Here is an 18,369-nt window from a genome sequence, read left to right on the forward strand (position 1 = left end):
CTCTCCCGACGGGAGAGGGCTTGAGGCTCCAAGAGCCGAAGGCGATTGGGTAAGCCGAAAGGGTGAGGGGTTATGCCCTCACCTGTCGGCCCCAGACCCCTCACCCTTTCGCGCAAGACTGATCGCTGCGCTCTCAGGCGCTCAAGCCCTCTCCCTCTGGGAGAGGGAAGAAGTTGGGCGCGGACGCCTGCTCTGGCCTTTTCGCGCGTGTCCCTGTATGAGGCGCGCGCTCCCCGAACCACGCCCTTTTCAGCGGCCGCCTTTTCCGGCCGCCTTTCTGCATTGAACGACCATGAACCTTCGCAACGTCGCCATCATCGCCCACGTCGACCACGGCAAGACCACGCTGGTGGACCAGCTGCTGGCCCAGTCCGGCGTCTTCCGAGCCAATGAGGCGACGACCGAGCGCGCCATGGACTCCAACGACCAAGAGAAGGAACGGGGCATCACCATCCTGGCCAAGTGCACGTCGGTGCTGTGGAACGGCGAGGCGGGCGAGACCCGGATCAACATCATCGACACGCCCGGACACGCCGACTTCGGCGGCGAGGTCGAGCGCATCCTGGGCATGGTGGACGGCTGCGTCATCCTGGTGGACGCCGAAGAGGGCGTCATGCCCCAGACCAAGTTCGTGCTGACCAAGGCGCTGAAGATGGGCCTGCGTCCCATCCTCTGCATCAACAAGGTCGACCGCGCCCACGCCGATCCCGACCGCGTCCACAACGAGACCTTCGACCTGTTCGCCGCCATCGGCGCGACGGACGAGCAGCTGGACTTCCCCCACATCTACGCCTCGGGCCGCAACGGCTGGGCGACGCTGGATCTGAACCAGCCGAACGACAACCTGGCCCCCCTGTTCGACCTGATCGTGCGCCACGTGCCGCCGCCCAAGGTGCAGGAGAACAAGGACAAGCCGTTCCAGATGCTGAACGTGCTGATCGAGAGCGATCCGTTCCTGGGCCGCATCCTGACCGGCCGCATCGAGAGCGGCAAGGCGATCCCGGGCATGGCGATCCACGCCCTGGACCGCGACGGCAAGGAAATCGAGCGCGGCCGCATCACCAAGGTGCTGGCCTTCCGCGGTCTGAAGCGTCAGGCGCTGGACGAGGGTTCGGAAGCGGGCGACATCGTCGCCATCGCCGGCATGTCCAAGGCGACCGTGGCCGACACCCTGTGCGCCATGGAAGTGACCGACGCCCTGCCCGCGCAACCCATCGATCCGCCGACCATCAGCATGACCGTCTCGGTCAACGACAGCCCGCTGGCCGGCCGCGAAGGCGACAAGGTCCAGTCGCGCGTCATCCGCGACCGCCTGCTGAAGGAGGCCGAGGCCAACGTCGCCATCCGCGTCGCGACCACCGAAGGCGGCGACGCCTATGAGGTCGCGGGCCGGGGTGAACTGCAGCTGGGCGTGCTGATCGAGAACATGCGCCGCGAAGGCTTCGAGGTGTCGATCTCGCGTCCGCGCGTGGTCTTCCAGGAAGGCGAGAACGGCGAGCGGCTGGAGCCCATCGAGGACGTCATGATCGACGTCGACGACGAGTTCTCGGGCATCGTCATCGAGAAGCTGTCGGCGCGTAAGGCCGAGATGACCGATATGGGCCCGTCGGGCGCCGGCAAGACCCGCATCAGCCTGAAGGCGCCGTCGCGCAGCCTGATCGGCTATCAGGGCGAGTTCCTGACCGACACGCGCGGCTCGGGCGTGCTGAACCGCGTGTTCAGCCACTATGAAGCCTACAAGGGCGCGATCGCCGGCCGTCTGAAGGGCGTGCTGATCTCCAACTCGGACGGCGACACGGCGGCCTTCGCCCTTTGGAACCTGGAAGACCGGGGCGTGATGTTCGTCGGCGCCGGCGAGAAGACCTATCAGGGCATGATCATCGGCGAGAACGCGCGCTGGGACGACCTGGACGTCAACCCGATCAAGGGCAAGCAGCTGACCAACGTCCGCGCCTCGGGCAAGGACGAGGCCGTGCGCCTGACGCCGCCGCGCGTCATGAGCCTGGAACAGGCCATCGCCTACATCGACGACGATGAGCTGGTGGAGGTGACGCCCAAGTCGATCCGCCTGCGCAAGCAGACGCTGAACCCCAGCTTCCGCAAGAAGCGCGTCCGTCCGGAGTAGAAGGGCGCTTCTCCCTCTCCTTTATGGGGAGGGACGGCGAACGAAGTGAGCCCGGGTGGGGTCCGAAAGGACATCCACCCGGGCTTTTCTTTTGGGCGTGCAGGGCGGTGGATGCCCTTTCGGGCCCCACCCTGCGGCTTCGCCGCTGTCCCTCCCCATGAAGGGGAGGGAGATTACTTCCTCAGCCCCAGCATCCTCAGCCAGCCGCCGCTGGTCAGCAGGGCCACGTCCAGCAGGGCCAGCGCCAGGGGCGTAGAGGCGGGGGCGGCGATGAAGCGGGGGCGCCAGTCGGGGCTGAACTTGGCCTTGTAGGCGCGCAGGCCCGTAAAGCCGTAGAGGGCGCCGCCCTCATCGAACACCAGGGCGCCGACGCGGGCGAACACCGGCGCCAGACGGCGGTCGTCCAGGCCCGCCAGCGGCGCCATGCCCAGGTCGAGGCTGCGACAGCCCTCTGCGGCGGCCCACTGGACCGTGCGGATGAACAGATAGTCCATCGTGCCGGGCGGGGCCGAGGCGTCGTGGCGCATCAGGTCGACGGCCAGATCGCGGTCCGAGCCGGTCAGCAGATTGGCGAAGGCGACGACGCGGCCGCCCTGGCGGACCACGGCCAGGGGCGTGCGGTCCAGATAGGCGATGTCGAACCGGCCGAGGGAGAAGCCCTTTTCGCCGCCGCCTTGCGCCGCCAGCCACGCGTCGGAGACGGCGCGCAGCTCGCCCTCCAGCGGACCGGCCGAACCGGGGGGCAAGAGGTCGAACGAGGCGCCCTCGCGCTCGGCGCGGTTGACGGCGGTGCGCAGGTTCTGGCGGGCCTTGCCCTCCAGGCTGAAGGTCGCGGCGTCGACGACGGCGGTCTCGCCGGTCTTGCGGATGGCCAGGCCCATGGTGGCCAGATCGGCCAGCAGCCCCTCGCCCACGCCGTAGAAGACGGCCGCGCCGCCGTGGCTGTCGGCCATTTCGGCGAAGGCCCAGAGCAGGGCGCGGCGTTCGCTGAGCTTGCCGGCCGGCTCGCCCATGGCCAGCCAGCGGCGGCCCCGGACGCGGTAGGCGATGAAGCTGTCGCCCGACGGGCTGAACAGGAGGGCCTTGTCGGCCAGAAGCGCCAGCCAGGCGTCGGTCCCGGCGCCGTCGGCGGCGGCCAGCACACGGGCGGCCTGCTCGACCTGATCGGGCGATGCGGGGCCGTGCGTGCCGGCGCCGGGCGAGGCGAACAGCGACTTTCCGGCGATGAACAGGGTCAGCAGGGCCAGCACGGCCTGGGCGCGGATGAAGCCGGAGACCTCCTGGTCGCGGATCAGGGTCCACCACAGCTCGTCCGAATAACCGACGTTGCGCCAGGTGAACTCGCCCAGCCAGAACAGGGCGCCCACCGCCGCGACCAGGGCGATCAGCCAGGCGGGGCGCAGCGGCTCAACCAGCCGCGAACGCCGGGTGAAGGCGGCGCGGCAGGGCGCCAGCAGAAGGGCGACGATCGCCAGATCCGCCGCCTCTTCCCAGTCCAGGCCCTTCAGCATCGAGAAGACCGCGCCGGCTAGCAGCAGGCCCAGGGCCGACCAGTAGGCGCCCCGCCGCCGTCGCCACAGCCCGGCCGACAGCAGCAGCAACAGGAAGCCGACGACGCTGGCGGCGAAATGGGACAGGTCGATCAGAAGCGGCGGCGCGACGTGCGACAGCGCCTCGACCCGTCCGGCGAAGGCGGGGGTCAGGACCGAGGCCAGCATCAGGGCGCCGGCCGCGAAGCTGAGCAGGGCGAAGACGTTGGGCGTCAGCTCGAAGGCCAGGGCGGCCAGGCGGCGGATAAGGCCGCGCTTTCGCCCGGGGGCGGCGCCGTCAGACATGGGTCGCACCCCTTTCTCGCCCCATCAGCGCCCCGGTCTGCCTGGAATGCGGCAGGGGCGGGGTCATTTAGGGACGGCCGAAACATAGCGGAGCCCGGCGGGTTTCCTATCCCGACGAGCCTTGGTTCGCATCACAGGAGAAAACCCATGATTCGCAAGACCGCTCTGCTGGCCACTGTCGCCACGCTGTTCATCGCCGCTCCGGCCCTGGCTCAGGAAGAGCCCGCCGAAGCCATGACGACCCCGGCCGAAGCCACCGCACCCGCCATGCCCGAGACCGCCGCCCCGGCCGCTACGCCTGCCCCGCAAGCGGCCCTCAGCCTGACCGCCGGCTCCAACGTCACCTCGTCGGACGGCATCGTCCTCGGCCAGCTGCAAGGCGCCCAGACCAATGCGTCGGGCGATCAGGAGCTGACCGTAAAGGGGACCGACGGCCAGATCCGCGCCGTGCCGCTGAACGGCCTGCGCCAGGAAGGCGAGGGCGTCGTGGTCGGCTGGAGCCAGGCCGAGTTCAAAGCCGCCACGCCGATGACGCCGGACGCGTCGGACAACGCCTCGAACGTCGCCGGTGAAGCCGACGAACCGACCGCGGCGCCGACCACCCCCAGCGACCCGGCCGCCGAGCCGAGCACCCCGGACATGTCGACCTCGACCACGCCGGAAACCTCGGATGAGCCGATGACCGAGGAACCCCAGTCGTAAGACGGGCGTCCTGAAATAGCGAAGAGGCCGCCGGAGCGATCCGGCGGCCTTTTTGATTCCGGCTTGCACCTGCCGCTTGGGGTCTCGGCGCTCGGGGTATCGCGGCTGCGCCGTCACCCTCGGACTTGATCCGAGGATCATGCGTTGGTCGTGCTGACCACCGGATGGGTCCCGACGCGGCGCTGGGTCTTTCTCAGATGGCCCACCGGCGGGCCTTATCCTCGAGTCGTGTCCAAGGATGACGGGCCGGAGGCGATCCGCGCATAGAAAAAGGGCGGCCCTTGCGGACCGCCCCTCTTCATTCACCCGATGGCGTCGCTTAGGCGCGGCGCTTGACCAGGCCCAGCAGGAACAGCAGCAGGCAGGCGCCGAGGAAGGCGACCAGCAGCGTGATCAGGTTGAAGCCGCCGACCGGGATACCCAGCAGGTTGCCGGCGATGAAGCCGCCCAGCAGAGCGCCGACGACGCCGACGATCAGGTTGGTCAGCAGGCCGTGGCTACGACCCATGACTTTTTCAGCCAGCCAGCCGGCGACGACGCCGATAACGATCCAGCCAATGATTCCGAGGCCCATGGTGATGCTCCTTCCAAGGTTAAGCTCGGCGGCATAATGCGGCCACGGCCAATCGGTTGCGTCGTGTCGAAATAGCGGTGTTCATCGGTATTCCCCCCAAGGGCGAGACTGGCGCCGCCCTTGCCGCATGCCAGGCGAGCCGTCCCGCTTCGGGACAGCCCGCCAACAAGGGATTTGGGGCATGGCCACCGACATCGATCTTCACCTGGGCCGCCGGCTGCGCCGTCGGCGCCGCCTTCTGGGCCTGACGCAACAGCAGCTGGCCATGCAGGTCGGCATCCGCTTCCAGCAGATCCAGAAATACGAGTGCGGCGCCAACCGCATCTCGGCCGCGCGCCTGTGGCAGCTGGCCGAGGCGCTGGAGACGCCGGTGAACTATTTCTACGACGGTCTGGCCGAGGCCATCGAGCGGGCAGAGACGGGCAGCGGCGGCGGCGAGGTGTTCTCGCGCAAGGAAACGCTGGATCTGATCCAGGCTTATTACCAGCTGGGCGAGCGTCCGCGCCGTCGCCTGCTGGATCTGGCCAAGTCGCTGCACGCGGAAGGCGACGCCGCCTGAATGGGTGGCGAGTGGCGAGAGAGTGAAGAGTGCGAGTGAGCAAGGCGTGAGCACGCCTGCTCCAGGCTCGACCCGCTCACCTCTCGCTCACTCGCACTTTTCACCAAGGCGACGGCGGCGGCGGATTGACTCGCCACCCGCCACTCGCCACTCGCCACTGCTGATGACCGAACTTGAAGCCTTCTGCGTCGAACTGGCCGCCGCGGCCGCGGCCGTGACCGTACCCCTGTTCCGCACCGACTGCGGCGAGGAGAACAAGGCCGAGCGTGGCTTCGATCCCGTGACGGAGGCCGACAAGGGCGCCGAGGCGGCGATCCGCAAGCTGATCGGCGCGCGCTATCCCGACCACGGTGTGATCGGCGAGGAGTATGGCGAAGACCGGCCCGACGCGGAGCACGTCTGGGTTCTGGACCCCGTGGACGGGACGCGCGCCTTCATCTCCGGCCTGCCGCTGTGGACGACGCTGATCGGCCTGAAGGTCGCCGGCAAGCCGACGATCGGCGCGATCGCCCAGCCCTACATCGGCGAACTGTTCCTGGGCGGGCCGTCGGGCGCCGTGCTGATGGCGCGGGGCGAGACGACGCCGATCCGCACGCGGTCGTGCCCCCGGCTGACCGACGCGGTGATCTCCACCACCGATCCTGAGATCTTCAACGGCGCCGAACTGGGCGCCTGGACCCAGGTGCGGGCGACGGCGCGCCTGGCCCGTCTGGGCTGCGACGCCTACGCCTACGCCATGGTGGCCCAGGGCACGATGGACCTGGTGGCGGAGACCAGCCTGAAGGAATGGGACTGGACCGCCCTGATCCCGGTGATCGAGGCGGCGGGCGGCAAGGTCACCGACTGGAGCGGCGGCGCGCCCTCGGGCGACGGGCGCATCCTGGCGGTCGGGGATGCGGCCCTGACGGAGCAGGCGCTGGTGACGCTGAAGCGGGCGGCGATCTAGCATACTTTCGTCATCCCCCGACTTGATCGGGGGACAGGGCGGCGCCGAAGCGAAGCGCAGGCGATATGTCAGCAGGCTCTGCGTGTGACAGGTTCGCGCTCTCGCGCGCCGCCTTGTCCCCCGGTCCGCTGCGCGGCCGGAGGATGACGAAAGAAAGTCAGGCGCTGACGGCTTCGGGCTGCAAAGGCGCGACCGGAACCGCATCCTGCGGGATGACGTATTCGGCCATGGCGTCGAACTCGTGCAGAAACTGGGCGCGCAGGTCGTCGGTCTCCATGATGACCTCGTGGCGCGCATTGGCGACCTCGACATAGCGGCCGCGGCCCAGGCGTTTGGCGGCCCAGCGGTTGGTCTGTTTCCAGACGCGGTCGTCCTCGCCCGACTGGACGATGGAGACGGGGATGCGCACGACCTTCAACGCCTTGGGTTTCAGCGCCCGCTCGCCGATGTCCAGCCCCACGGCCAGCCAGCCCCAGGTCGGGCCGCCGACGGCCAGGTGCGGGCAGGCGTAGAGCTGCTGGCGCCACAGCTCGTAGCGGCTCTCGTCCGAGGTCAGGGCGTCCTTCTCGAACGTGTGGTCGAAGGGATCGTCCGCATCGTCCAGCACATAGTCGCCCGCCTTGCCGTGGCGCAGGTTCCAGCGGACGGCGAACTTGACCGACCACATGGAGCGCTTGCCGGTCTTGATGCGCAGCATGGGGCTGGTGAGGATGGCGCCGGCGAAGCGTTCCTCGCCAGCCTCGAGCGTCAGCAGGTTCAGGGCGCCGCCCATGGAGTGGCCGACCATGACCCACGGCTTGGGCATCCGGGCCTCATAGACGTCCAGCAGGCGGTGGTAGTCGTCCAGAAACTCTTCCACCGCGCGGGCATGGCCCCGCAGACGGTCGGGCAGCAGGCGGGCCGACAGGCCCTGGCCGCGCCAGTCGTGGGCCAGCACGCACCAGCCGCGCGCCAGGAAGTTGCCGATGACCTCGAAATACTTCTCGATCGGCTCAGTGCGGCCGGGGCTGAGCACGACCGTGCCGCGCGGCGTGGCGGCCACCAGGGCCGAGGGCGTCCAGAAGGCGGCGCGCAGGCGCAGGCCTCCAGCGCCCCGGAACCAGTCGCCCTGGCCGCCGGGCGGCGAGGCGGCCCCGGGCACCCCCATCAGGGGGGCGTGGGCGGCGAGGGCGGCGGCGCGGTTCACTCGGGCTTCCTGAACTTCAAGGTCATGCGATCGCTTTCGCCGATCGCGTCATAGGGACCGCGGTCGAACGCGGGATTGGCCGGCTGGCCCTGCGGCGCCGTCAGGCGTTGGGGCGCCAGGGTCTCGACGCCAAAGGGATGATCCTTGGTATCGGCTTCGTTCGCGTTAACTTCCGATGACTCGACGAAGACAAATCCGGCCTCGGCGGCCAGTTGGCGCACGAAGGCCTCCTGGACATAACCGTTGGCGGCGGCGGGGTCCTGGTCCTCGTCGGCCTCCAGCCGATGCTGTTCGATGCCAAGAACGCCGCCGGGACGCAGGGCCGAGAAGGCGTCGGCGAAGGCCTTTTCCACGATCCCGGCCGCCATCCAGGCGTGGAGGGTGCGCATGAACAGCGCCAGATCGGCGGTGCCGGCGGGCGCGGCCGGGCCGCTGGTCGCCCCGAAGGCGGTGATCTCGATATTGCCGTAGAGGCGCCGGTCGCCGGTGAAGCGCTGTTCGAAGGCGGTGTTCAGGGCGCCCTGGGCCGGGTCGGAGCCGGGGCCGACGGCGAAGAGGGCGGCGTAGTAGGTGCCCTTGCCCGCCTTCAGATAGGGGGCGACGATTTCAGTGTACCAGCCGCTGCCGGGCCAGAAGTCGACTACGGTCATCGACGGCTGCAGGCCGAAGAAGCGCAGGGTCTCCATCGGATGGCGGAACTCGTCGCGCGGCCGGTCGCCCGCGCGCCAGGGGCCGACGACGGCCCATTCCAGCGACCCTTCGGGCGGACCCTCGACCTCGGGGGCCGCATCGGCCGCGGCGGCGTCGCTGTCGCCCTGTTTGGGCTTGCAGCCCGCCGCCAGGGCGACCGCCGCCATCGCCCCGCCCGCCAGCAGGCTTCGGCGCGTGGCCGAAGACGAGCGGGGGGTGGCGGATGACGTCATGCGATGGTCCTGTCGAACGTCCACCCAGCGGCGCCAGGCGGGTTCGAGGGGTCTGGATTACCGGGGTTCCCGGATCGGGTCAAAGGCCCCAGGAGCTCACGGTTTGCGGAAGCGCAGCGTCATCCGGTCGCTCTCGCCGATGGCGTCGTACTCGGCGCGTTCGGCGGCCGTGAGGGTACGGCCGTCGCCCTCCGAGTTGCGGGTCGGCTTCAGGGTCCAGACGCCGAACGGATGGTCGTGGTCGTCGGCCGGATTGGCGTTCAGCTCGCTACGGGCGTCCAGCACCAGGCCGGCGCGCTGGGCCGCCTGGATGACGTAGCTTTCGGGGACGTAGCCGGTGGAGGCGGTCTGGGCGGCGTTCAGACCCTCGGCGCTGCGGTGCTGTTCGACGGCCAGGACGCCGCCGGGCTTCAGGGCCTTGGCGAACAGGGCGAAGTTGCTGTCGACCACGCCGCCGCGCGCCCAGTTGTGGATCATGCGGGCGGCCAGGATGAAATCGGCCGTGCCGTCCTCGACGCCCATGCCCTCGGCCGGGTTGTTGACGGCGACGTAGCGGCCGCCGGTCGCCGCCGCATAGGGCTCCAGGATGTGGCGCCACCAGCCGGCCTGGCCAGGCGCGATCTCGACGATGGCGGCGCCCGGCGTCAGGCCCCAGAAGGTCAGGCTCTCGTACGGATGGCGGAAGACGTCGCGGGCGCGGTCGCCCTCGGGCCGGGTGGCGGAGGCGATGGCGGACTGCAGCGCCGCGTCCTCCTGTAGCTCAGGAATGGTGGTGGACAGGGCCGAGCGCGGCGCGTGCGCCGTTTGCTCGGTCTGGGCCGAGGCCGGGGCGGCGATCAGCGCGGCGAGGGCGGCGGCGGCGAAAACAACGGGGCGCATGAAGGCCCTCCTGAAACGGTGAAGGCGCGGACCCTAGTAGAGCTTGCGCGGCGCGACCAGCGCGACCCCTTGACGCCGGTCGCGGGCTTCCCAAATCAAGCCTCGAGAGCGCCGATCCCGGGCTCTCCAGACCCGGCGGGGCCTCTTGCAGGACCGAAGGGACTGACACCCGCCGTCCGGGGAAACCGCCGGGCGGTCCAACCTTGCTGATCCTCAGGAGGACACGATGCGTACCTATGATTTCTCGCCGCTGTACCGTTCGGCCGTCGGTTTCGACCGTCTGGCCGGTCTGCTGGAAAGCGCCGCGCGCACCAGCCAGGACGCCGGCTGGCCGCCCTACAACATCGAGACGACGGGCGAGAACGCCTACCGGATCGAGATCGCCGTCGCCGGCTTCAAGGCCGATGAGCTCTCGATCGAGGTCAAGGAGAACCTCCTGACCGTCTCTGGCAAGAAGGCGGCCAACGACGACACGACCCAGCGCACCTATCTGCACCGCGGCCTGGCCGAGCGCGACTTCGAGCGCCGCTTCCAGCTGGCCGACTATGTGGTGGTGACCGAGGCGGACCTGTCGAACGGCCTGCTGACCATCGCCCTGAAGCGCGAACTGCCCGAGGCCCTGAAGCCCCGGCGGATCGAGATCGGCGTGGGCCAGCCCGCGCTGATCGAGGGCCAGGCCGCGTAAGCGATCCAGCTCTGTCGATTATGGGAAAGGCCGGCGTTCGCGCCGGCCTTTTTTCTTTGCTCTCGATCCGCTCATCCCGACGGAAGTCGGGATCCAGTTCTTTGGCTCCTGGACGCAGTCGTTGAGAGCGGCTGCAGTTGGTCGGGCGCGGTTGTGTGAGGTTCTCACTGGATCCCGGCTTCCGCCGGGATGAGCGGAGGTCTGGGAGCGGATGGTCTGACCGAGACCGTGTCACTAAGCTGCGTGCAGCACGGGGGGATCTATGCGTCTGGCGAACATCCTGGCTTTGGTATCAGCCACGATATGGTTCGGGCTGTTCCTGGTCGGCCATAACCTGATCGGGAGCCTGGCGGATCAGCATATCACCGGGTTCCCGAACTCCGGGCAGGTCCAGATGTACGTGTGGTGGCCCGCCGCCGTGGGCCTCGTGGTTTTCGCCACGGTCTGTCTCTGCAACGGCCTGAAACGCTGGCGGTGGCTGCTCAAGAGCGTCGCGGCGTTGTCGCTGCTGATGCTGGGGCCGTTCCTGCTGGCCTATTCCGGCGGCATCTAGCGCCCTACGCGGCCTTAGGGGCCGGGCGGATGGTCTTGATGAGGCTGGCGCCGGAGAGGTCGGCGTCGTCGAGGACGGCGTCGGTGAGGTCGGCGTTGTCCAGTCGGGCGTAGCGCAGGCGGGCGCCGGCCAGGATGCAGGGCGCGGTGCGCCCGCCGCCCAGCGGCAGGCTGGCCAGGCTGGCGCCGCGCAGGTCGGCCTTGGACAGCAGGGCCCCCGACAGACGGGCGCCGCGCAGATCGGTGTTGCGCAGGTCCGCGCCGCGCAGGTCGGCGCCCTCCAGCATGGCGCCCTGAAGCGCCACGTCGCGCAGGTCCAGCCCTTGCAGGCAGGCGCCGCGCGCACTGAGCGCCGGCAGTTTCAAGCCCCGCAGGCGGGCGCCGATCGGACGCAGGTCCTCGCCGTCGAACACGGCCGGTTCGCCCAGCACGCCACCGCTTTCGGCCCAGGCGTTGGCGTCCAGCGCCATCTGGTACAGGCTTTCCGCCCGCATCTTGGCGGTGGCCGAAGGGGCGCGCAGGCTGCCGGTCATGTCGGTGCGGTCCAGCTTGGCCGTCTCCATCGACACATTGGTCAGCACCGCGCCGATCAGGCGGGCGCCGGCCAGGTTGGCCCCGCCCACCTCGGCGTCCTCCAGCATGGCGCCGGACAGGTCGGCCTCCTTCAGATTGGCTCCGGTCAGGCGGGCGCCCCGCATCGAGCAGTCGCTGAAGTCGGCCTTGGCGGCGGTGACGCCGTCGAAGTTTGAGCCGTCCAGGGTGGCGCCCGAGAAGCGCGCGCCCTCGGCGTCGCCCTTGCGGGCTTCGCGCTTCATGGCCGAAAGGCCCTTGGTCGGGTGCGGGATGGCGATGACGCCCTCGCGGAAATCGGCCTGGGTCAGGTCGGCGTCCGACAGATTGGCGCCGCGCAGGCAGCAGCCGCGCAGGTCGGCCCGCTTCAGCCGGGCGCCGGTCATGTTGGCCCCGCGCAGGTCGCAGCCGAACAGCAGCGCGCGCTCCAGGCTGGCGCCCTGCATGCGGGTGTTGATCAGGGCCGAGCCGGACAGGTCGGCGTCGTCCAGCATCCGCCCCGACAGGTCCAGGCCGCTGAGGTCCATGAACTTGATCGACATCCGGCGTCCGCCCGCACGGCCTTCCACATAGCGCTGATGGCCGGCGGCCAGCAGGTCGAAGTCGTTCTGTGAAAGCTGCCGGCGGTCGAAGCTCATGCGGCGATGTTCCCGTTGGTCAGACCCTGCGCCCCCGCGCGATCCGCGTCGGTGAAATCGCAGTCACGCGTCAACGCTCCGTGAAGACGCGCCCGCCTGAGGTCGGTTTGTCGCAGATTGGCGTGACGCAGGTCGGCGCCGGACAGGTCCGCGCCCCGCAGCGAGGCGCCGCTGAGATCAGCGGGCAGCATGCGGTCGGCCGCGATCAGCAGCGGGCCCAGCTGGGCCTCCCGCAGGTCGGCGCCGGCCAGGCGGGCCCCGGAGAGGCGGGCGCCGCGCAGGTCGGCCCCGCGCAGGCGGCAGGCGCGCAGGTCGGCGTTCTCCAGGCGTGCGCCCTGAAGCTGCACGCCCTCCATGTCCAGGCCGTAGAAGACGGCGCCGCGCGCCGACAGGGCCGTCAGGTTCAGGCCGGTGATGCTGCGCAGGGCGCGCAGGTCGACCTTGTCGAAGACCGAAGGCTGGCCGACCGCGCCGCCGCTTTCGCACCAGGCGGCGTGGTCGCGCAGCATCTCGGCGGCGGGCAGGGCGGCGACGGGGGCGGCGCCGGAACGGGCGTCGGTCAGGGCGCCCTCCAGATTGGCCCCGTCGGTGCGCCACATGGCCGAGCGGACGCCGACCAGGACGGCGTCGCGTAGGTCGGCGCCCGACAGGTCGGCCCCGGACAGGTCCGCCCCGGCCAGGTCGGCGCCGCGGAAGCTGGCCTGTTTCAGATTGGCGCGGACCAGCTTGCAGTCCTTCATCACCGCGTCGGTGAAGTCTGCCTTGATGGCGACGACGCCGGAGAGGCGCGAGCGCTGCAGGTTGGCGCCGGCCAGGCAGGCGCCCGTGGCCTCCGTGTCCTTGCGGTTGGAGGCGTCGATGATGCGGAAGCCCAGGCGCGGATCGGCGGCGGCGACCGCCCCCTCGCGCAGGTCGGCCTCGAACAGGTCGGCGCCCGACAGGTCGCAGCCGCGCAGGCAGGCGCCGCGCAGGTCGGTGCGGCGCAGCGACGCCTCGCACAGGATCGCGTCCTGCATGTCGGCCCCAAAGAAGTTGGCGTTGTCGAGCTTGGCGCCCGTCAGGTCGCAACCGACCAGGCAGGCGGCGCTGAAATCGGCGTCGGCCAGATTGCGGCCTTTCAGGTTCAGCCCCGACAGGTCCAGCCAGGCGAAGACGGCGCGCGCCCCGCCGGGCTTGGCGTTCCACAGCCGGTCGTGCCGGACGCAGATGGCGTCCAGCTCCTCCTGGGAGAGGCGACGACGGATGATCTCCTCGGCAGGCTCCGACATCCCGATAGACTGCGCCGGGGCGGGTTAAGGGGGCGTTCCCCTTGATGCTCCACCATGAAGCGCAGCGAAGCGGGGAGAGGGGCCGCGCGACGCGGGGTGGAGCGGGCGGAAGCCGGATGCTGCGTTGGCGGCCGGCGACGGTGGATGCCCTCGCCCCTCCACCGCAAGCGGTCCCCCTCCCCCGCTACGCGGTGGAGGATCTATAGTGGTGTGATGCGCGGCTCGACTTTGACACATAAGCGCGCCCGGGCGCCGCGGCGGAAGATGACGCTGCCGGAGGTGTTGCTGTGGCAGAGGCTGAAGGGACGGGGTTTCGGAAACAGCACGCGCTGGAGCCGTACATACTCGACTTCCTCCATGAGGCGACGCGCCAGTGCTTCGAGGTCGATGGTCAGGATCACGACGAAGATCACGATGCGCGGCGAGACGCCTTCGCCGCGAGCAAGGGCATCCGGACGGCGCGGATTCCGGCAAGGGACATCCTGAAGGACCCGAACGCGGTGGCGGAATACGTTCTGACGCTGACCAGATCCTCCACCGTGTAGCGAAGCGAAACGGGGGAGGGGGACCATGCGCAGCATGGTGGAGGGGGCGAGGGCAGCCGCCGCAGTCAGATAAGAAGCCGCTCACGCAAGCTTTCGCCCCCTCCACCCCTTCGGGGTCCCCCTTCCCCGCTAAAGCGGTGGAGGATCTTTAGAGGGTCAGCAGGCCCTGCGACGCCAGGGTGTCGGCCAGTTCGCCGGGGGCGACCCAGAGACGGGTGTAGCCGGCTTCGCCCAGGCGCTTCAGCTCGGTGACCAGGTCGGCCTTGGGCGAGACGGCGAGGCGGGCGTCGAAGCCCTGGCCGTCGGGGCTGATGCGGACCATCGGGCGGCCGGTCTCTAGCCGGTGCAGATAGCCCTCGTAGAGGACGGCGGCGTCGTCGGCCAGAAGGCCGGTCTCGACCGTCAGCCCGGCCTGACGCAGGCGTTCGACGCCCCGGCCCGAGGCGAAGGGCGACGGATCGACGGCGGCGACCACGACCCGCGACACCCCGGCGTGCGCCAGGAAGTGCGAGCAGGAGGTGCGGCCCGACGAGCGGGCGCCGCACGGCTCCATCGTCACATAGGCGGTGGCGCCCTTGGCGGCGTCGCCCGCGGCGGGGACGGCCTGCTCCTCGGCGTGCGGACGGCCGCCTGGCGCGGTGGCGGCCTCGGAAATCACTTCACCGTCCTGGACGATGACGCAGCCGACCGCCGGGTTGGGCCAGGTCTCGCCCATGCGCGCGAGGGCCAGGTCGATGGCCCGGCGCATCATGGCGCTGTCCTGCGCGGTCGTGCTCACGAAACGGGCGGCAGGTCTTCGGCGCGGTCGGCGTCGAGATAGCGGGCGGCCGTGGGATGCAGGTCCGCGTCAAGGTCGATCTCCAGCGGATTGCCGGTGGGGATCTCGACGCCGACGATCTTGTCGTCCGGCACGTTGAACAGGTGCTTCACGATCGCCCGCAGCGAATTGCCGTGGGCGGCGATCAACACGTCCTCGCCGGCCTTCAGGCGCGGAGCGATGGCCTCGTTCCAGTAGGGCAGGACGCGGTCCAGGGTGGTTTTCAGGCTCTCGGTCGAGGGGATGTCCTGACCGGCGTAGCGGGGATCGGCGGTGAAGTCCCACTCGCTGCCCGCTTCCAGCGGTGGCGGGGGCACGTCATAGCTGCGGCGCCAGACCTTGACCTGATCCTCGCCGTGCTTGCGGGCGGTCTCGGCCTTGTCCAGGCCGGTCAGGCCGCCGTAGTGCCGCTCGTTCAGGCGCCAGTCCTCGATGACCGGGACGTCCTTCAAACCGGCCGACTGCAGGGCCAGGGCGCCGGTGCGCTTGGCGCGGTTCAGGACCGAGGTGAACATGACGGCGGGCTTGAAGCCGGCCTTCGCGATCAGCTCGCCACCCTTCCTCGCCTGGGCCTCGCCCTCGTCGGTCAGGTCGACGTCGACCCAGCCGGTGAAGCGGTTTTCGAGGTTCCACTGGCTCTGGCCGTGGCGAAGCAGGATCAGGCGCGGCATCAGGGTCTCCGAACGATGCTCCGCCGTAGGACCGCGCCGGGGGGCGGGTCAACCCACGCTGGATAAGCGCGCGACGGACCCGCGAGGATTCCACCCCGTGTTGTCCCCTTGGCGGGGGCTCTTTATAGCGGCCTGCCAACCTTCGGTCCCAAGGGCTTTTTCCCGATGCAGACGCCCCGCGCCGACATCAAGCCCAACACGCTTGAGTACGAGACCATCCCGTTGGTCAAACCCACGGGCTTTCGCGAGTACGACGCGCGCTGGGTGCTGGAGACCGAGATCAACCTTCTGGGCATCCAGGCCCTGGGGCTGGGGCTGGCGACCTATGTCCACGAGATCGGCACGGCGCCGAGGATCGTGGTGGGTCACGATTTCCGGTCCTATTCGATCGCCGTGAAGCAGGCGCTGATCCTTGGCCTGCTGCAGGGCGGGATGGAGGTTCTGGACATCGGCCTGGCCCTGTCGCCGATGGCCTATTTCGCCCAGTTCGCGCTGGAGGCGCCGTGCGTGGCGATGGTCACGGCCAGCCACAACGAGAACGGCTGGACCGGGGTGAAGATGGGCGCCAGGCCACCGGTCACCTTCGGTCCCGAGGAGATCGGGCGTCTGAAAGAGATCGTGTTGGGCAATCTCGGCGTCGAGCGGTCGGGCGGCAAGCTGACCGTGATCGACGGCTTCCGGCAGACGTATCTGGCAGAGGTGTCGTCCAAGCTGACGCTGAGCCGACCGCTGAAAGTGGTCTGCGCCTGCGGCAACGGCACGGCCGGCGCCTTCGCCCCCGAGGCTCTGCGCATGATGGGCGCCGAGGTCATCGAGATGGACTGCGACCTGGACTGGACCTTCCCGAAATACAATCCAAACCCGGAAGACCACGCGATGCTGATGCAGATGGCGGCCAAGGTGCGCGAGACCGGCGCCGACCTGGCCCTGGGCTTCGACGGCGACGGCGACCGCTGCGGCGTGGTGGACGACACGGGCGAGGAGATCTTCGCCGACAAGATCGGCCTGCTGCTGGCCCGCGACCTGTCGGCGATCTATCCGGGCGCGACCTTCGTGGTCGATGTGAAGTCGACCGGCCTCTACAAGACCGACGAGGTGCTGAAGGCCAACGGCGCCGAGACCGTCTACTGGAAGACGGGCCATAGCTATATCAAGCGCAAGACCGCCGAGCTGGGCGCCCTGGCCGGGTTCGAGAAGTCGGGCCACTTCTTCATGGCCGGCGATATCGGCCGTGGCTACGACGACGGTTTGGTGGCGGCCGGGGCCGTTCTGGCCATGCTGGACCGCAATCCGGGCAAGCGATTGAGCGAACTGAAGGCGGCCCTGCCGGACGCCTGGACCAGCCTGACCATGAGCCCGCACTGCGACGATGCGCTGAAGTACGAGGTTCTGGAGCGAGTCGTGAAGGAATACGCCGACCTGGCCGACGCCGGCGGGTCGATCCTGGACCGCAGGATCGTCGAGGTCATCACCGTCAACGGCGCGCGGGTGCATCTGGAGGACGGGTCGTGGGTGCTGGTGCGTGCGTCGTCCAACAAGCCGGAGCTGGTGGTGGTGGTCGAAAGCATGCGATCGGATCAGGACATGCGCGACCTGTTCCGCCAGGAGGTGAAGCCGCGCCTGGCGAGATACGCCGAGGTCGGCGCCTACAACCAGGAAATCTGATGACCGAGACCGAGTCCTGCGACGTCGTGATCGTGGGCGCCGGGCCCGCCGGGCTGATGGCGGCCGAGACGCTGGCGAACGGCGGGCGGCGCGTGGTCGTGCTGGACCGCATGCCTTCGGTGGGGCGTAAATTCCTGATGGCGGGGCGCGGCGGGCTGAACCTGACGCATTCGGAGCCGGTGGAGCGGTTCGTGGGCCGCTACGGCGCCGGGTCGGTCGCGGCCGGCTGGCTGGATGCGTTTGGGCCGGCGCAGACGACGGCCTGGGCCGAGGGGCTGGGGCAGGAGACCTTCATGGGGTCGAGCGGGCGGGTCTTCCCCAAGGCGATGAAGGCCTCGCCGCTGCTGCGCGCGTGGCTGGGCCGGCTGGGCGAGTTGGGCGTCGAGGTGCGAACGCGGTGGACGTGGACCGGCTTCGACGGGGATGCGCTGGCGTTCGAGACGCCGGAGGGTGCGCGGATGGTCGCCGCCAAGGCGGTGGTGCTGGCGCTGGGCGGGGCCAGCTGGCCGCGGCTGGGATCCGACGGGGCCTGGGTTCCGGTGCTGGAGGGCGCGGGGGTCGAGGTGGCGCCGCTGATGCCGTCGAACGTCGGCGTGGACGTGGCGTGGTCCGATATCGTGCGCGAGCGGTTCGCCGGGTCGCCGCTGAAAGGGATCGGCCTGACGCTGGGCGAGCGGACGGTGCGGGGCGAGGCGATGGTGACGCGGTACGGGCTGGAGGGCGGGGCGGTCTATGCGCTGTCGCCCGACATCCGCGCGGCGATCGAGACGGATGGCGCGGCCGATCTGGTGCTCGATCTGCGGGCGGATATGAGCGTCGAACAGCTGGCCGAACGGCTGAGCCGGCCGCGCGGCAAGGACAGCGTTTCGAACTGGCTGCGGAAGGCGGCGGGCCTGTCGCCGGCGGCGGCGGCGATCCTGCGCGACATCGGGCCGGTGCCGCCGGGGGCGCAGAAGCTGGCGCTGCGGATCAAGGGCGTACGGTTGAAGGCGACTGGGGTGCAGGGGCTGGAGCGGGCGATATCGACGGCGGGCGGCGTGACGGCGGGGTCGGTGGATGACCGGCTGATGCTGGCGGCGCGGCCGGGCGTGTTTACAGCCGGCGAGATGCTGGACTGGGACGCGCCGACGGGCGGCTATCTGCTGCAGGCGTCGTTCGCCTCGGGCGTCGTGGCCGCGAAGGGCGCGCTGGCGTGGCTTGAGGCCTCGACTTCGGACTGATCCGGCGGC

The 18,369-nt window shown here is 69.8% G+C and carries 18 protein-coding genes; 9 read left to right on the forward strand and 9 right to left on the reverse strand.

The annotated features are described in order from the left end of the window. The first annotated feature begins 292 nt into the window (after window positions 1-292). Window positions 293-2,125 carry a translational GTPase TypA gene (typA, locus tag ASG17_RS01950; protein ID WP_056098439.1) on the forward strand — a complete coding sequence of 611 codons (1,833 nt, stop codon included), beginning with the start codon at window positions 293-295 and terminating at the stop codon, window positions 2,123-2,125. Window positions 2,126-2,298: 173 nt separating this feature from the next. Here typA and ASG17_RS01955 read toward each other — a convergent pair whose 3' ends face one another. Next, complete coding sequence (locus ASG17_RS01955; RefSeq protein WP_082496060.1) at window positions 2,299-3,960, reverse strand: GNAT family N-acetyltransferase; 1,662 nt, start codon at window positions 3,958-3,960, stop codon at window positions 2,299-2,301. A 147-nt stretch (window positions 3,961-4,107) separates the two neighbouring features. On the opposite strand from ASG17_RS01955, the gene ASG17_RS01960 reads away from it, so the two are divergent. After that, on the forward strand, window positions 4,108-4,662 hold the full coding sequence (locus ASG17_RS01960; RefSeq protein WP_056098441.1) for a hypothetical protein: 555 nt from the start codon (window positions 4,108-4,110) through the stop codon (window positions 4,660-4,662). A gap of 319 nt (window positions 4,663-4,981) precedes the next feature. Here ASG17_RS01960 and ASG17_RS01965 read toward each other — a convergent pair whose 3' ends face one another. Beyond that, entirely contained in the window at window positions 4,982-5,236 is a 255-nt protein-coding gene (locus ASG17_RS01965) for a GlsB/YeaQ/YmgE family stress response membrane protein (protein ID WP_056098443.1), read from the reverse strand. Between the two features lie 181 nt (window positions 5,237-5,417). Here ASG17_RS01965 and ASG17_RS01970 point away from each other — a divergent pair, with 181 nt between their 5' ends. Both ASG17_RS01970 and hisN read left to right on the forward strand, forming a co-directional pair. Beyond that, the gene (locus tag ASG17_RS01970; RefSeq protein WP_056098445.1) at window positions 5,418-5,795 is read left to right on the forward strand and encodes a helix-turn-helix domain-containing protein; all 378 of its coding nucleotides are present in this window, start codon (window positions 5,418-5,420) and stop codon (window positions 5,793-5,795) included. 163 nt (window positions 5,796-5,958) lie between these two features. Beyond that, window positions 5,959-6,741: a histidinol-phosphatase gene (hisN, locus tag ASG17_RS01975; protein ID WP_056098447.1), complete on the forward strand. Its 783-nt coding sequence runs from the start codon at window positions 5,959-5,961 to the stop codon at window positions 6,739-6,741. A gap of 157 nt (window positions 6,742-6,898) precedes the next feature. Here the strand turns inward: hisN and ASG17_RS01980 are convergent, their stop codons facing one another. The 3 genes from ASG17_RS01980 to ASG17_RS01990 all read right to left on the reverse strand — a co-directional run bounded on the left by ASG17_RS01980 (window position 6,899) and on the right by ASG17_RS01990 (window position 9,729). After that, window positions 6,899-7,927, reverse strand: coding sequence for an alpha/beta fold hydrolase (locus ASG17_RS01980; protein ID WP_056098449.1), 1,029 nt, complete (start codon window positions 7,925-7,927; stop codon window positions 6,899-6,901). Continuing rightward, window positions 7,924-8,850, reverse strand: a complete 927-nt coding sequence (locus tag ASG17_RS01985; RefSeq protein ID WP_056098451.1) for a class I SAM-dependent methyltransferase — start codon at window positions 8,848-8,850, stop codon at window positions 7,924-7,926. Before ASG17_RS01985 ends, ASG17_RS01980 begins: the two co-directional genes overlap by 4 nt. A gap of 96 nt (window positions 8,851-8,946) precedes the next feature. Then, window positions 8,947-9,729, reverse strand: coding sequence for a class I SAM-dependent methyltransferase (locus ASG17_RS01990; RefSeq protein ID WP_056098452.1), 783 nt, complete (start codon window positions 9,727-9,729; stop codon window positions 8,947-8,949). 226 nt (window positions 9,730-9,955) lie between these two features. Here ASG17_RS01990 and ASG17_RS01995 point away from each other — a divergent pair, with 226 nt between their 5' ends. Next, window positions 9,956-10,414, forward strand: coding sequence for an Hsp20 family protein (locus ASG17_RS01995; RefSeq protein ID WP_056098454.1), 459 nt, complete (start codon window positions 9,956-9,958; stop codon window positions 10,412-10,414). Between the two features lie 262 nt (window positions 10,415-10,676). Further along, entirely contained in the window at window positions 10,677-10,967 is a 291-nt protein-coding gene (locus tag ASG17_RS02000; RefSeq protein WP_056098457.1) for a hypothetical protein, read from the forward strand. Between the two features lie 4 nt (window positions 10,968-10,971). On the opposite strand, the gene ASG17_RS02005 is transcribed toward ASG17_RS02000, so the two are convergent. Continuing rightward, on the reverse strand, window positions 10,972-12,174 hold the full coding sequence (locus ASG17_RS02005) for a pentapeptide repeat-containing protein (RefSeq protein ID WP_056098458.1): 1,203 nt from the start codon (window positions 12,172-12,174) through the stop codon (window positions 10,972-10,974). Next, window positions 12,171-13,442: a pentapeptide repeat-containing protein gene (locus tag ASG17_RS02010; RefSeq protein ID WP_056098460.1), complete on the reverse strand. Its 1,272-nt coding sequence runs from the start codon at window positions 13,440-13,442 to the stop codon at window positions 12,171-12,173. Before ASG17_RS02010 ends, ASG17_RS02005 begins: the two co-directional genes overlap by 4 nt. Window positions 13,443-13,729: 287 nt before the next feature. On the opposite strand from ASG17_RS02010, the gene ASG17_RS02015 reads away from it, so the two are divergent. Further along, a complete protein-coding gene (locus tag ASG17_RS02015) occupies window positions 13,730-13,987 on the forward strand; it encodes an endonuclease domain-containing protein (protein ID WP_056098462.1) in 258 nt (85 codons plus the stop codon). 148 nt (window positions 13,988-14,135) lie between these two features. On the opposite strand, the gene ASG17_RS02020 is transcribed toward ASG17_RS02015, so the two are convergent. Beyond that, window positions 14,136-14,765: a bifunctional diaminohydroxyphosphoribosylaminopyrimidine deaminase/5-amino-6-(5-phosphoribosylamino)uracil reductase RibD gene (locus tag ASG17_RS02020; protein WP_056098464.1), complete on the reverse strand. Its 630-nt coding sequence runs from the start codon at window positions 14,763-14,765 to the stop codon at window positions 14,136-14,138. Beyond that, complete coding sequence (gpmA, locus tag ASG17_RS02025; protein WP_056098465.1) at window positions 14,762-15,475, reverse strand: 2,3-diphosphoglycerate-dependent phosphoglycerate mutase; 714 nt, start codon at window positions 15,473-15,475, stop codon at window positions 14,762-14,764. The genes ASG17_RS02020 and gpmA overlap by 4 nt, the downstream gene beginning before the upstream one ends. A gap of 165 nt (window positions 15,476-15,640) precedes the next feature. Here gpmA and ASG17_RS02030 point away from each other — a divergent pair, with 165 nt between their 5' ends. Next, complete coding sequence (locus tag ASG17_RS02030) at window positions 15,641-17,140, forward strand: phosphomannomutase/phosphoglucomutase (protein WP_056098467.1); 1,500 nt, start codon at window positions 15,641-15,643, stop codon at window positions 17,138-17,140. Then, a complete protein-coding gene (locus ASG17_RS02035) occupies window positions 17,140-18,360 on the forward strand; it encodes a TIGR03862 family flavoprotein (protein WP_056098469.1) in 1,221 nt (406 codons plus the stop codon). Before ASG17_RS02030 ends, ASG17_RS02035 begins: the two co-directional genes overlap by 1 nt. Window positions 18,361-18,369 lie beyond the last annotated feature (9 nt).

Source organism: Brevundimonas sp. Leaf363, assembly GCF_001424025.1.
Taxonomy (GTDB): domain Bacteria; phylum Pseudomonadota; class Alphaproteobacteria; order Caulobacterales; family Caulobacteraceae; genus Brevundimonas.